This is a genomic window from Pseudoxanthomonas sp. (assembly GCF_035999195.1).
In the GTDB taxonomy this organism is placed as follows: domain Bacteria; phylum Pseudomonadota; class Gammaproteobacteria; order Xanthomonadales; family Xanthomonadaceae; genus Pseudoxanthomonas_A.
In genome coordinates this window covers 2,318,079-2,331,662 of sequence record NZ_DASYGY010000009.1, presented here as the reverse complement: position 1 = coordinate 2,331,662, position 13,584 = coordinate 2,318,079, and the positions used below count along the sequence as shown (strand labels likewise).

The 13,584-nt window shown below is 68.0% G+C and carries 9 protein-coding genes; 6 read left to right on the top strand and 3 right to left on the bottom strand.

Going from position 1 to position 13,584, the window contains the following annotated elements:
• Positions 1 to 205: 205 nt before the first annotated feature.
• Entirely contained in the window at positions 206 to 571 is a 366-nt protein-coding gene (locus VGN58_RS17870; protein ID WP_327484517.1) for an I78 family peptidase inhibitor, read from the top strand.
• 176 nt (positions 572 to 747) lie between these two features.
• Here the strand turns inward: VGN58_RS17870 and VGN58_RS17865 are convergent, their stop codons facing one another.
• Together VGN58_RS17865 and VGN58_RS17860 are read right to left on the bottom strand one after the other, a co-directional pair.
• The gene (locus tag VGN58_RS17865) at positions 748 to 2,028 is read right to left on the bottom strand and encodes a hypothetical protein (protein ID WP_327484516.1); all 1,281 of its coding nucleotides are present in this window, start codon (positions 2,026 to 2,028) and stop codon (positions 748 to 750) included.
• A gap of 29 nt (positions 2,029 to 2,057) precedes the next feature.
• Positions 2,058 to 2,807 (bottom strand): hypothetical protein, encoded by a 750-nt coding sequence (locus VGN58_RS17860; RefSeq protein WP_327484515.1) that lies wholly within the window; start codon positions 2,805 to 2,807, stop codon positions 2,058 to 2,060.
• A 365-nt stretch (positions 2,808 to 3,172) separates the two neighbouring features.
• Between VGN58_RS17860 and gltB the strand changes: the two genes are divergently transcribed.
• The 5 genes from gltB (at position 3,173) to VGN58_RS17835 (ending at position 12,174) form a co-directional block, all read left to right on the top strand.
• A complete protein-coding gene (gltB, locus tag VGN58_RS17855) occupies positions 3,173 to 7,645 on the top strand; it encodes a glutamate synthase large subunit (RefSeq protein WP_327484514.1) in 4,473 nt (1,490 codons plus the stop codon).
• 205 nt (positions 7,646 to 7,850) lie between these two features.
• Entirely contained in the window at positions 7,851 to 9,296 is a 1,446-nt protein-coding gene (locus VGN58_RS17850) for an FAD-dependent oxidoreductase (protein WP_327484513.1), read from the top strand.
• A 122-nt stretch (positions 9,297 to 9,418) separates the two neighbouring features.
• Positions 9,419 to 10,303, top strand: a complete 885-nt coding sequence (locus tag VGN58_RS17845; RefSeq protein WP_327484512.1) for a methylglyoxal synthase — start codon at positions 9,419 to 9,421, stop codon at positions 10,301 to 10,303.
• 110 nt (positions 10,304 to 10,413) lie between these two features.
• Entirely contained in the window at positions 10,414 to 11,589 is a 1,176-nt protein-coding gene (locus VGN58_RS17840; RefSeq protein ID WP_327484511.1) for a benzoate/H(+) symporter BenE family transporter, read from the top strand.
• A 126-nt stretch (positions 11,590 to 11,715) separates the two neighbouring features.
• Positions 11,716 to 12,174: a PepSY domain-containing protein gene (locus tag VGN58_RS17835; protein ID WP_327484510.1), complete on the top strand. Its 459-nt coding sequence runs from the start codon at positions 11,716 to 11,718 to the stop codon at positions 12,172 to 12,174.
• A 69-nt stretch (positions 12,175 to 12,243) separates the two neighbouring features.
• On the opposite strand, the gene VGN58_RS17830 is transcribed toward VGN58_RS17835, so the two are convergent.
• Positions 12,244 to 13,497: a TCR/Tet family MFS transporter gene (locus tag VGN58_RS17830; RefSeq protein ID WP_327484509.1), complete on the bottom strand. Its 1,254-nt coding sequence runs from the start codon at positions 13,495 to 13,497 to the stop codon at positions 12,244 to 12,246.
• Positions 13,498 to 13,584: the final 87 nt, after the last annotated feature.

The following is a 13,584-nucleotide window of genomic DNA, read 5'->3' as shown; positions in this document are numbered from 1 at the left end:
GTGAGCCCGTCGAACCACAGGCCTTGCGATGCCGAGGCAGACCAGGGCAGCCCCGTTGTTCCGCGAAGCATGTGGCTCGACAGGCTCACCACGAGCGGCATCGAGGCGGCCGCGCCTGATCGACGGAACCTGCCGCACCCTGCTTAACGACTAGCGAATGTCCGGTGCGTAATCTCTCCTTCAGACCCATCCTCCGGAGCTCCGCATGATCCGAACGGCGATCCCCGCCCTGCTGCTGACCCTGTCGCTGGCCGCGTGCACCGCACCCGATGCCGACGAACAGACCGCCGCCGCCGAGCAGTCCCAGGCCGCCGCCAGCGAAGCCGCGACACCCGCGCCCGCACAACCGGCACCCACGGAACTCGCCGGCACCTGCGACGACACCCAGGCGCAGTGGATCATCGGCAAGACGCCGACCGACCAGGAGATCGAACAGGCCAAGACCGACAGCAAGTCCGAGGCCGTGCGCGCCCTCAAGCCGGGCGATGCCGCGACGATGGACTTCAATCCGAACCGCCTGAACATCATCCTCGATGACAAGGGCGCCGCGACCTCGGTCAACTGCGGCTGACCTCGCCCGCGTTGCCGGGCAGCCCTGCGCCGTCCGTCTTGCACGGACGGCGTTTTCCTTACTCTGGCCGCGCCTTACCTGGCAAAGCCGGGTTCTTCCCTGCGGCGCGATTCGTCAACGGAGCCAGCGCCGGGCGCATCGTGCGATGGCGCGATTCCTTGCTGCGCGAGCAGGCGCTACTGCCCGTTCTTCAGCCACGCATGCGCATCGGGCGAAGCATGCAGGCGCTCCATCGCAGCCCGGCAGGCGTCCGCATCACCCCTCGATGCCGCGTCGAGCATGCGTGTCAGCGCCTCGCGGCCGGCTCCGCTGAACAGCGTAGGGCCGGTCGCCGGGAACGTGGCCCCATGCGGCGGTGCTTCGCGGCTTGCCAGCGGCGGCTCGGGAGGCAAGGCACGCTCGCCGAAGATGGGCAGCGGCTGCCGCTCGCCCTGCTCCTGCCGACGCACCGCTTCCTCGAACACGCCCACGATGCGGCTCATGTCGTGGCGGTCCAGCGCATCCACGCCGTGCTGGCTGCCATGCGCGACCGGTCCCACCAGGTTGCCCAACCTCCCAAGCCCGCTCGCCTTGATCGCCTGGCCGGCCAGCGGTGTCTCGCTCAGACCACCTCCGACCAAGCCGGCGACATAGCGCGCGTGCGATCCGAAACCTTCTCGCCCCTCCAGGCTGGATATCGACTGCGATGCACCGATATGCGGCCCGGTCTGGTGCGAGACCACGCTGTTGTTGACCTTGTAGTTGAGGAAGCCGCCATCGAACGCATCCGCCCGGAAGTCCGGTGCCTGCACGGGTGTCATCCGGTGCTCGCCAAGCCACTGCCGATACCCGTCCGACGCCACGATGTTCGCGGCCCCGGGTGCGTCGAAGGTGCGTCCACCCCAGCCGAAGGTATGGCTGAGCACCTGCGCATGCGCACCGCCTGCCGAGTGGCCGGTCACCTCGATCCGGTAGTCATGGCGGCCGTAGGTGTCGTGCACGCGCTTGGCAAAGTCGAGCGCCTGCCGGAACTGCGGGTCCCACGCATCGCCGGGCAGCAACGCCTCCTGCACCCGGGCCATCTGCGCCCGTGTGCGGTCGGTGGCCGGCGCAGGCGCGCCCATCAGATCGAGCAGTTCGCCATCGCGCGCCACCGCGATGTTCGGACCCTTCCAGTCCAGCGGATCGTCGCTCCCGCGGACGGCGATGACGATGCGCTTCTCGGCTTGGTTGGCGAAGGCGTGGATGACGAGGCCGGTTCTGGCGTGGTCGTCGTACGACACGCGCTCCCACATTGCTTCTCCGAGATCTTCCGCGAAAAGGTGTGGCCAATCTGGATTGACCTGCGGGTTTCGGTTGTGGATCTCGTTCTGATCCAGATAGCTGACTCGACTGAAGCGGGCCAGCTGGAGCTCTTTCTCGTGATCCACGCCACGTGACCATTCGGCGGGCGGATCCGGAATCGTGTGTTCGCTCATTCTCGACGTCCCTGTTGGTGTATCGCGGTCTAGTCTTGGCGTTCGTCATGATCCAGGTCGTACAGCTCGATCCGGACACGGCGGGTACTGTTCTGGAGCAGATGCGTGGTCTTGTACTCGGGAAACTCGTTGCAGATGAACACCGTGCCTCGGGCTGGGAGCGGTGGTGGCTTGACACGCTTGCACCGTACTTCTACGGGAATGGTGTCGTCGGAATTGGAAAGACGCCTGCTGCGTTCCTCCGAGCACCGTGGATTGCCAGGCTGGCAGCGCGGCGCGTTCTCATCCCGGCCACGAGCATCGCCGACCACCAGTCGCATGCCCTCCACGAACGTGTCGCCCTCGCGGGCATCCGTCGGCTCCACCATGATCATCGCGTTGCCCCGGATGTTCCATGCACACCGCCCCGACAGGTAGCGGTCCACCACCAGATCGGCTTCCCACGTATCTCCCCTGCGGACCGGGTAGATGTCATAGGCGAACGTCTTCGCGCCTCCGCCTTCCCAGAACCCCGCATGGTTCCAGCAATCGCCTTCGCGGTTGGTGGAGGCGAAGGCGACGCGGAAGCGGAAGTCGAGCGTCTCCGGCGCGCGGCCATGCAGTCGGACGACGTGCATCGGGTTCGGGTTCAACGGTGGATCGGATTGCTCCACCTTCGAGGGCGTGACGATGCGGCCCACGGGCCCTGGCGTCTGGCAGGCCGCCAGCAGTGGCAGCATGAGCAGGGCCAGCGTCGCCGTCCCGACGGTGCCGAGCAAGTGCGCAATGCGTCCGGACATGGTCCAACCTCCGTGTCAGATATCCGCCGGGCATACCGGCCGGTGACCTTATTACCGCATCGGCCCGCCATTTGCGTGAACACGCGGGCCGGCCGCCCGTTCTTCCATTCCGCCGGTCCATCGCATGGCGAAATTGGCCGCTTGATCTGCCATCGCTGACACGTGCGTGGTGCCCGTCCACATCGCGAGTAAAACGCAACGAAACGGCCAGAAAAAAGTTGCTCTTGCAACCAACGCAGTGGCTACTAATAGGTGTTGTTGCGGCATCGCAACAACTGTGATTTAGTCGGGTTTCCGGTGACATTTCGAAGTGCCGCTGCGTGGGCAGGGCACGGTGTCGCCGTCACTCCGGTTTGAGGCGACACATGGCCCCTCGCAATCGCCAAGGCGGCTTTGAACAGGGTCTCTACGACCCGAACGACGAGCGCGATGCCTGTGGCTTCGGCATGATCGCGCAACTCGACGACCAGCCTTCGCGTGCGCTGGTCGATACGGCCATCGCCGCGCTGTCGCGCATGACCCATCGCGGTGGCGTGGCCGCCGACGGTCTCACCGGTGACGGCTGCGGCCTGCTGATCCGCAAACCCGACGCCTTCCTGCGTGCGCTCGCCGGCGAGGCGAACATCGCCGTCGGCGCGCGCTTCGCATCCGGCCTGGTGTTCCTGCCGCACGACGAGGCGCGCGCGGCGCAGTGCCGCGCCACGCTGGAAGCCGAACTGTTCCGCACCGGCGTCGCGGTGAAGGGCTGGCGCGTGCCGCCGACCAACGACGCGGTGTGCGGCCAGCTCGCCAAGGACACCCTGCCGCGCATCGAGCAGCTTTTCGTCGAAGCCGACGAAGGCCAGAAGGACGAAGCCTTCGCACTGGCGCTGTTCCTCGCGCGCCGCCGCGCCGAACAGCAGCTGCGCACCACCGAACCGGATTTCTACGTGGTCACGCTGTCGCCGCATGCGATCGGCTACAAGGGCATGGTGCTGCCGGACAAGCTGGCGACGTTCTATCCCGATCTGCAGCGCGCGGAACTGTCCAGCAGCGCCGTGGTGTTCCACCAGCGCTTCTCCACCAACACGCTGCCACGCTGGCCGCTGGCGCATCCGTTCCGCCTGCTGGCGCACAACGGCGAGATCAATACCATCGAGGGCAACCGCCGCTGGGCGCAGGCGCGCAGCAAGGTGTGGAAGACGCCGTGGTTCGACATCGGCGAATTCGACCCGGTCATCTCGATGCACGGGTCCGATTCGCAGAGCCTGGACAACATGCTGGAACTGCTGGTCGCCGGCGGCATGGAGCTGATCCAGGCGCTGCGCATCCTGGTGCCGCCGGCCACGCAGTCGCTGGAGTTCAAGGACGCCGACCTGGCCGCGTTCTACGAGTTCTACGGCCTGAACACCGAACCGTGGGACGGTCCCGCCGGCATCGTCTCGATGGACGCGCGCTACGCCGCGTGCACGCTGGACCGCAACGGCCTGCGCCCCGCGCGCTGGATGCTGACCAGCGACCGCCACTTCATCGTCGCCAGCGAGGCCGGCGTGTGGGAAGTGCCGGCCGAACGCGTCACCCGCAAGGGCAAGCTGGGGCCGGGCGAGATGATGGCCATCGACCTGCGCCGCGGCGACCTGCTCGACAGCGAAGCGGTGGACCGCATCAACCGCGGCCGCGCCCCGTACAAGCAGTGGCTGCACCAGGGCGTGACCTACCTGCAGACCGAACTGATCGATCCGTCGCTGGTCGAGGAACCGTTCGACGAGAAGACGCTGCGCAGTTACCACAAGCTGTTCCAGCTGACCTCGGAGGAAGTCGAGGGCGTGCTGCGCCCGCTGGCGGAAACCGAGCAGGAAGCCACCGGCTCGATGGGCGACGACACGCCGATGGCCGTGCTGAGCCGGCAGACGCGGCCGCTGTACGACTACTTCCGCCAGGCGTTCGCGCAGGTCACCAACCCGCCGATCGATCCGCTGCGCGAAGACTGCGTGATGTCGCTAACCACGCAGCTGGGACGCGAGACCAACATCTTCCACGCCGGCGCGGAGACGGTGAACCACGTCATCCTCAATTCGCCGGTGCTGAGCCAGCGCAAGCTGCGGCAGTTGCTGAAGATGCCGCAGTACGTCGAGAAGAATCGCCTGATCGACCTGTCGTACGCGCCCGACGAAGGCCTCAAGGCCGGCCTGGAGCGGATATGCCGCGAAGCCGAGCAGGCCGCGCGCGATGGCGACGTCATGCTGCTGTTATCGGACCGCTACCCGCAGCCGGGCCGGCCGATGGCGCATGCGCTGCTGGCTACGGGCGCGGTGCACCACCACCTCTGCCGCGTGGGTCTGCGCTGCGACGTCAACCTGATCGTCGAGACCGGCACCGCGCGCGATCCGCACCACATGGCCTGCCTGATCGGCGTGGGCGCCACCGCGGTGTATCCGTACCTGGCCTACCAGACGCTGTTCGACCTGGGCCGGCGCGGCATCCTGCAGATCAAGAAGGGTGGCGAGCAGACGCAGATCGGCCGCAGCTACCGCAAGGGCATCTACAAGGGCCTGTCGAAGATCATCTCGAAGATGGGCATCTGCACCATCAGCAGCTACCGCGGTGCGCAGCTGTTCGAGATCGTCGGCCTGGATCCGGACGTGGTGGACCTGTGCTTCGCCGAAACGCCTGCGCGCATCGGCGGTGTCGGCTTCGAGCGGCTCGACCTGGAAGCACGCCAGCTCGACGCGCGCGCGTGGAACGACCGCGAATCGCCGGAGGTCGGCGGCCTGCTGAAGTACGTGCACGGCGGCGAGTACCACATGTACAACCCGGACGTGGTGATGACGCTGCAGCGCGCGACGCGCACCGGCGACGCCCGCGACTGGCAGGCCTATGCGGACGCCGTGAACTCGCGCCCGCCGTCGGCGCTGCGCGATCTGCTGCAGCTGAAGAAGGCCGAGGTGCCGACGCCGATCGACGAGGTGGCCGACGCCACCGACCTGCTGCGCCGCTTCGATACCGCGGCGATCTCGCTCGGCGCGCTGTCGCCCGAAGCGCACGAGGCGCTCGCCATCGCGATGAACCGCCTTGGTGGACGCAGCAACTCCGGTGAGGGCGGCGAGGACCCCGCACGCTACGGCACCGAGAAGCGCAGCAAGATCAAGCAGGTCGCGTCCGGCCGCTTCGGCGTGACCCCGGAATACCTGGTCAATGCCGAGGTGCTGCAGATCAAGGTCGCGCAGGGCGCCAAGCCCGGCGAAGGCGGCCAGCTTCCCGGCCACAAGGTCAACGAGCTGATCGCGCGCCTGCGCTATGCCAAGCCCGGCATCGGCCTGATCTCGCCGCCGCCGCACCACGACATCTATTCGATCGAAGACCTCGCCCAGCTGATCTACGACCTCAAGCAGGTCAACCCGAACGCGCTGGTCTCGGTGAAGCTGGTCAGCCATGCGGGCGTGGGCACCATCGCCGCCGGCGTGGTGAAGGCGGGCGCCGATCTGATCACCATTTCCGGCCACGACGGCGGCACCGGCGCCAGCCCGGTCAGTTCGATCCGCTACGCCGGCGTGCCGTGGGAACTCGGCGTGGCCGAAGCGCATCACGCGCTGGTCGTGAACCAGCTGCGCGACCGCACCGTGCTGCAGACCGACGGCGGCCTGAAGACCGGCCTGGACGTGGTCAAGGCCGCCCTGCTCGGCGCGGACAGCTTCGGCTTCGGCACCGGCCCGATGATCGTGCTCGGCTGCAAGTACCTGCGCATCTGCCACCTCAACAACTGCGCGACCGGCGTGGCCACGCAGGACGAGCGCCTGCGCACGCAATACTTCACCGGCCTGCCCGAGCGCGTGGAGAACTTCTTCCGCCTGTTGTCCGAGGAAGTGCGGCAGTGGCTGTCGTACCTGGGCGCGCGATCGCTGGACGAGATCGTCGGCCGCACCGACCTGCTGCAGCAGATCGACGTATCGCCGCGCGAAGGCGTCAACATCGACCTGTCGCGCCTGCTGAAGGGCGCGAAGGTCGACAGCGGCGGCTGCGCGGCGCAGCGCCTGTACGAATCGCCGGACAGCCTGGCCACGCAGCTCGACGGTCTGCTCGCCGAGCCGATCCGCAAGAAGACCGGTGGCGACCATCGCTTCCTGATCCACAACACCGACCGCAGCATCGGCACCCGCCTGTCCGGCGCCATCGCGCGCCAGCACGGCAACCAGGGCATGGCCGATGCGCCGCTCAACCTGCGCTTCCGCGGCGCCGCCGGGCAGAGCTTCGGCGCGTTCAACGCCGGCGGCCTGCAGATGGAGCTGGAAGGCGAAGCCAACGACTACGTGGGCAAGGGCATGGCCGGCGGCCGGCTGGTGGTGCGTCCGCCGCGCGGCGCGCGCTTCGAGGCCCGCAACACGCCGATCATCGGCAACACCTGCCTGTACGGCGCGACCGGCGGCGAACTGTTCGCGGCGGGACGTGCGGGCGAGCGCTTCGGCGTGCGCAACTCGGGCGCGCTGGCGGTGATCGAAGGCGCCGGCGACCACTGCTGCGAGTACATGACCGACGGCATCGTGCTGGTGCTGGGCAAGGTGGGCCTGAACTTCGGCGCCGGCTTCACCGGTGGCCTCGCCTACGTGCTCGACCTGGACCGCGATTTCGTCGACCGCTACAACCACGAACTGATCGACATCCACCGCATCAGCCCGGAAGGCTTCGAGAGCCATCGCCAGCACCTGCACACGCTGATCAGCCGCCATCGCGAACTGACCGGCAGCATCTGGGCACAGCAGATCCTCGACGAGTTCCGCGACTACGTGGGCAAGTTCTGGCTGGTGAAGCCGAAGGCGGCGAGCATCGATTCGCTCAACGAGACCCTGAGGCGGGCGGCATGAGTGCGCTCGGCCTTTCTCCTCCCCCCTCGCGGGGGAGGATGCCCGCAGGGCAGGAGAGGGGGCGCGAGCGCAGCGACGCGTGCCGTTGCTTCCGTGCACTCGATGCGATGGCGTGGCGCTTCGCCGCAACCGGCTCCGGCTCACCTTCTCCCGGCCTTCGGCCACCCTCTCCCATCAAGGGAGAGGGGAATCAGGTACTGTCCTCATGAGCAAGAAGCAGGTATTCCAGTTCCTCGACCTGCCGCGGACGATGCCGCAGCGCATTCCGCTGGAACTGCGCACGTCCGGCGACTGGGGCGAGCTGTACGGCAGGTTCGGTAAGGAGGAGGCGCAGTACCAGGCCGGCCGTTGCCTGGACTGCGGCAATCCCTACTGCAGCTGGAAGTGCCCGGTGCACAACGCCATCCCGCAGTGGCTGCAGCTGCTGCAGGAGAACCGCATCGAGGAAGCGGCGGAACTGTGCCATTCCACCAATCCGCTGCCGGAAGTCTGCGGACGTGTCTGCCCGCAGGACCGCCTGTGCGAAGGCAGCTGCACGCTGGAGGAATTCGGCGCGGTCACCATCGGTGCGGCGGAGAAGTACATCGTCGACACCGCGCTGGCCAACGGCTGGCGGCCGGACCTGCGCGACGTGCAGCCGACCGGCAAGCGCGTGGCGGTGATCGGCGCGGGGCCTGCGGGCCTGGGGTGCGCGGACCGTCTGGCGCGCGCCGGCATCCAGGCGGTGGTCTACGACCGCTATGAACAGATCGGCGGCCTGCTGCAGTTCGGCATTCCCAGCTTCAAGCTCGACAAGCGCGTCATCGCCACGCGCCGCGAGGTACTGGAAGGCATGGGCGTGGAGTTCCGCCTGGGCGTGGACGTCGGTCGCGATGTCGCCCTGTCGCAGTTGCTGGACGACTACGACGCTGTTTTCCTCGGCACCGGCGCCTACCGCTACACCGATGGCGGCCTGCCCGGACAGGACCTGGACGGCGTGCTGCCGGCCCTGCCCTTCCTGGTGCAGAACGGCCGCATCGTCGGCGGCAGCGATCCATGGGGCCGCCCGATCGCCGGCTGGGAAGACAAGCTGGCGCTGCCCGACCTGCATGGCAAGCGCGTGGTGGTGCTGGGCGGCGGCGATACCGGCATGGACTGCGTGCGCAGCGCCATCCGGCTTGGCGCGGCGAAGGTCACCTGCGCCTATCGCCGCGACGAGGCCAACATGCCCGGGTCCGCGCGCGAGGTGGCGAATGCGCGCGAGGAAGGCGTGCGCTTCCTGTTCAACCGCCAGCCGCTGGCCATCGTCGCCGGCGAGGATGGACGCGTGGCCGGCGTGCAGGTGGTGGAAACGACGCTCGGCGAACCGGACGAGCGCGGTCGCCGGAGTGCGGTGCCCATCGACGGCAGCGAATCGGTGCTGGACGCGGACGTGGTGATCATCGCTTTCGGGTTCTCGCCCAGCGTGCCCGCGTGGCTGGCCGAGCTGGGCGTGGAAGGCACGCCGAACGGCCGCATCGTGGTCGGCGGCGGCGACCGCCTGGCGTTCCAGACCACGCATCCGAAGCTGTTCGCCGGTGGCGATGCGGTGCGTGGTGCGGATCTGGTGGTCACGGCGGTCGCCGAGGGACGCGATGCCGCGGGCAGCATTGCGACGTTGCTGCTGACGTAGGGTGGGCTCCGGCCCACCGTGTCGCGGCGTCGCGGACCGTCCCGACACGCTTCGTGGCAACGACGGCGGGCCAAGGCCCGCCCTACGCTAGACTCGCGGCTCTTCCTCTCTTCTCGATCGACATGCGCCTGGGCCTGGCCGCCAACCGCCTGCACCACCACACCGAGGATGCCGCGCTGTTCCGCTGGCTGCGTGCCAGCGAACCCGGTATCCGCGAGCTGGGCCTGGGACTGCACGTGGTAGGCCGCACGCACGATGCGATCGCCGCCGCCGGCATGCTGCGCGGCTACGAGGGCCTGAAGCGCTATCCGTACGGCCGCGATGGCGGCCTGATGAAGCTGGTGGCGGAAGTCGTCGGCCTGGAAGGCGCGGAACGCAGCCTCGACGGTGCGATCTACCTGATCGATCCGGTCGATCCCTCCTCGATCTTCCCCGAAGCGACTGCGCTGAAGCGCCAGTGCGTGATCCACGGCAAGCCGTTCCTGTCGACGGTGGCCTCGGCGCGCGACTGGATCGAGATGGAACGCATCCATGCCGGCTTCGCGCCGGACCGCGGTGCGGACCGGTTCCATGCGCTGGAATCACAGACATTGGCCCTGATCGCGCACGACGCCATGAAGCCGCAGATGCTGGCGTTCGCCGATGCGCACTTCGATGTGCTCTCCCGCTTCGCGCACCGCATGGCCACCGGCACCACCGGCCAGCGTCTCAACGAACTGGCCTGGAGCCGGGGCTGGCCGCAGGACACGCCGTGGGTGGAGCGCTTCCAGAGCGGCCCGCTCGGCGGCGACGCGCAGATCGCCGACCGCGTGCTGGAGCATCGATGCCAGCGGGTGATCTTCTTCGAGGACCCGCACGTCGCGCGCCAGCACGAAGCCGACATCCAGCTGCTGGAGCGCGCGGTGACCACGGTCACCGACGACGCGGTGTGCACCACCTCGCTGGCGGTGGCGAAGCGTTGGTGCGAGGCGGTGACGAAGCGTGCGCTTCTTGTAGGAGCGACGTGAGTCGCGACCGCGCACCCTCATCTCCTGTAGCGCCATCGGGAAACCGGTGACAAGGTGAATCCATTCTCGCGGTCGCGACTCACGTCGCTCCTACAGGAACGGCAGAACGCATGAACACCCCACCCCGCCACCTGCTGAAAGACCTCTCCCTCTCCGCCATCGCGGCCGGCTTTGTCACCGTGCTGGTCGGCTTCGCCAGTTCGGCGGTGATCGTGTTCCAGGCCGCGCAGTCGCTGGGCGCATCGCCGGCGGAGATCAGCTCGTGGATGTGGGCGCTCGGGCTGGGCATGGGCCTGACCTGCATCGCGCTGTCGCTGCGCTACCGCATGCCGGTGGTGACGGCGTGGTCCACGCCTGGCGCCGCCATGCTGATCAGCAGCGCCGCCGGCTTGCCGCTGTCCGATGCGATCGGTGCGTTCCTGCTGTCGGCGCTGCTGATAGCGGTCTGCGGCTTTTCCGGCTTCTTCGAGCGGATGATCAGCCGCATCCCGGTGTCGCTGGCGTCGGGCATGCTGGCGGGCGTGCTGCTGCGTTTCGGCATCGATGCTTTCGCGGCGATGAAGACACAGCTGGGCATGGTGCTGACGATGTTCGCCGTCTACCTGCTCGCGCGTCGCCTGCTGCCGCGCTACGCGGTGATCCTGACGCTGCTGGTGGGCATCGCGTTCGCCGCCGGCCTCGGACTTCTGCACGTGGACGGGCTGTCGCTGCAGCTGGCGACGCCGATCTTCACCGCGCCGACGTTCTCGTTCGCCGCCGTCGTCGGCATCGCATTGCCGCTCTTCATCGTGACGATGGCCTCGCAGAACGTGCCGGGCGTGGCGGTGATCCGTGCGTCGGGGTATCCGATCCCGATCTCGCCGGTCGTCGGCTGGATCGGCGTCGCCAACCTGCTGCTCGCGCCGTTCGGTGCGTTCGCGCTGAACCTCGCCGCGATCACCGCCGCCATCTGCATGGGCCGGGAAGCGCATGAGGATGCGTCGCGCCGCTACGTCGCCGCCATCGCCGCCGGCGTGTTCTATGTGGTGGTCGGCCTGTTCGGTGCGACGGTGGCGGCGCTGTTCGCCGCGTTCCCGAAGGAACTGATCCTGGCCATCGCCGGCATCGCCCTGCTCGGCACGATCGGCAACAGTCTCGCGGCGGCGCTGCGCGAAGAGGGCGATCGCGAGCCGGCGTTGGTGACGTTCCTGGTGACGGCGTCCGGGCTGTCACTGGCGGGTATCGGTGCGGCGTTCTGGGGTCTGGTCGCCGGCGTGGTCACGCTGTTGGTGCTGCGGCGTCGCTGAGCCGCGTTTGCGTTCGGCTCATGCAGGTGAAAGCGGCGTGGAGCATTCAGTTCCAGCGGACCGGATTCACCGGCGGCTGATGCGGAGAGGGGCACGATCTGCGCTCCATCCTTGCAGGAGATTCCCATGCAGACCATCCGCCTTCGCCATCGCCTGTTGACCCTGGCCACGCTCGCCGCCCTGTCGGGCGCCGCGTTCGCCCAGGCGCCCGCGCCCACCGCCGGCAAGGACGCGTTGAAGGAACCGCAGGTGCGCGCGCTGCTGACGGAGAAGGGGTATACCAACATCGACGACCTCGATTTCGAGGACGGTATGTGGGAGACCGACGCCACCAGCGCCAACGGCGACCGTGTGGATGTGCGCATCAATCCCGCCAGCGGTGACGTCATCGCCGAGAAGCTGGTGTCCAGCCTGAGCGAGAACGACGTCAAGGCCAAGCTGGCCGCCGCCGGTTACTCCAAGATCCACGACGTCGATTTCGATGACGGCGTGTGGAAGGCCGAGGCCGAACGCGCCGATGGCAACGATGTGGAGATCCACCTGGCCGCCAACACCGGCGAGATCATCCACGTCGAGAACGATTGATCCCGCTCGCCTGCCGCACGACGTAGAAGGCCGCCCATCGGGCGGCCTTCTACGTTCTGCACGGATCCGTCAGCGTGGCGAAACGGCGGGCGGCCTCGCGAACCGCCATCCCACCAGCATGCCGGCCAGCAGCAGGAGAGCGGCGAGGAACCACGGCGCGCCGGGCAGGTGCGCGGGCGCATCCCTTCCGATGAACACGGCGAACGTGCCGGCGAACAGCAACGGCCCGATGATGCCCGCCAGGCTCGCAAGCCCCATCAGCGCACCCTGCATGCGACCCTGTTCGCGCTCGTCGACTTCGCGGGTGATCAGCGCCTGCGTGGCCGGCGTGGCCAGCGCCCACAGCGCGCTGATCGGCAGTCCGACCAGGAACGCCGCACCCACCGGTGCCCAGCCGTAGACCACGAAACCGAGCGCACCGCAGGCCAACCCGAGCAGCAGGGTGCGACGCTCGCCGAGCGCCCTGACCACGCGTCCGACCAGCAGCGCATTGACGATCACGCTCAGCACGCCCACCGCCGCCAGTACCCAGCCCACTTCCTTCGGCCCCCACTGGAAGCGGTAGCCCGCGAACAGCACGAACACGCTGGGGTAGACGAAATGCGCCAGGTTGGCGATGAACACCACCACGACCAGCCCCAGCACCTGCGGGTAGCGTTTCAGCAACACCAGCGAACCGAACGGATTGGCGTGCTTCCAGTCGATGCGGCGGCTCCGCTTCTCCGGTGCCAGCGATTCCGGCAGCACGAACCAGCCGTAGAGGAAGTTGAGCAGGGCCAGCGCGGCCGAGAACCAGAACGGCAGCCGCAGATCGATCTCGCCCAGCGCGCCGCCGATCAATGGCCCGATCACGAAGCCCACGCCGAACGCCGCGCCGATCATGCCGAACGCCTGCGCGCGCTTCTCCGGTGGCGTGACGTCGGCGATGTACGCATTGGCCGTGGTGAAGCTGGCCGAAAACATGCCAGAGAACACCCGCGCGAGCAGCAGCAGCGGCAGCGTACCGGCCACCGCCATCAGCACGAAGTCCGCGCCCAGGCCCAGGCAGGAGAACAGGATCACCGGCCTGCGCCCGTAGCGGTCCGACAGTGCGCCCTGGACCGGCGAGCTGATGAACTGGATGGCATAGAAGACCGTGCCGAACACGCCCACCCACAGCGCCGCGCGGGCCGCATCGCCGCCGGTGAACTGCTTCACCAGGTCCGGCAGCACCGGAATGATCACGCCGAACGACAGGATGTCGATCAGCACCGTAATGAAGATGAAGATCAGGGCGGCACGACGGCCGGCGTGGGCAGGAGCTTCGGCGTTCACGGACGGCACCGTCGGAAGGTGCGCAAGTGTAGGGCATGCCAACCGCGGTGGTGGAGTCTCGTTGTGGGAGCGACGTCAGTCGCGATCGCAGACCAT

What these genes read in the sequence shown, in the direction of transcription:
- VGN58_RS17870 (WP_327484517.1), top strand. Translation starts at nt 206, where the DNA reads ATGATCCGAACGGCGATCCCCGCCCTGCTGCTGACCCTGTCGCTGGCC.
- VGN58_RS17865 (WP_327484516.1), bottom strand. Translation starts at nt 2,028, where the DNA reads ATGAGCGAACACACGATTCCGGATCCGCCCGCCGAATGGTCACGTGGC.
- VGN58_RS17860 (WP_327484515.1), bottom strand. Translation starts at nt 2,807, where the DNA reads ATGTCCGGACGCATTGCGCACTTGCTCGGCACCGTCGGGACGGCGACG.
- gltB (WP_327484514.1), top strand. Translation starts at nt 3,173, where the DNA reads ATGGCCCCTCGCAATCGCCAAGGCGGCTTTGAACAGGGTCTCTACGAC.
- VGN58_RS17850 (WP_327484513.1), top strand. Translation starts at nt 7,851, where the DNA reads ATGAGCAAGAAGCAGGTATTCCAGTTCCTCGACCTGCCGCGGACGATG.
- VGN58_RS17845 (WP_327484512.1), top strand. Translation starts at nt 9,419, where the DNA reads ATGCGCCTGGGCCTGGCCGCCAACCGCCTGCACCACCACACCGAGGAT.
- VGN58_RS17840 (WP_327484511.1), top strand. Translation starts at nt 10,414, where the DNA reads ATGAACACCCCACCCCGCCACCTGCTGAAAGACCTCTCCCTCTCCGCC.
- VGN58_RS17835 (WP_327484510.1), top strand. Translation starts at nt 11,716, where the DNA reads ATGCAGACCATCCGCCTTCGCCATCGCCTGTTGACCCTGGCCACGCTC.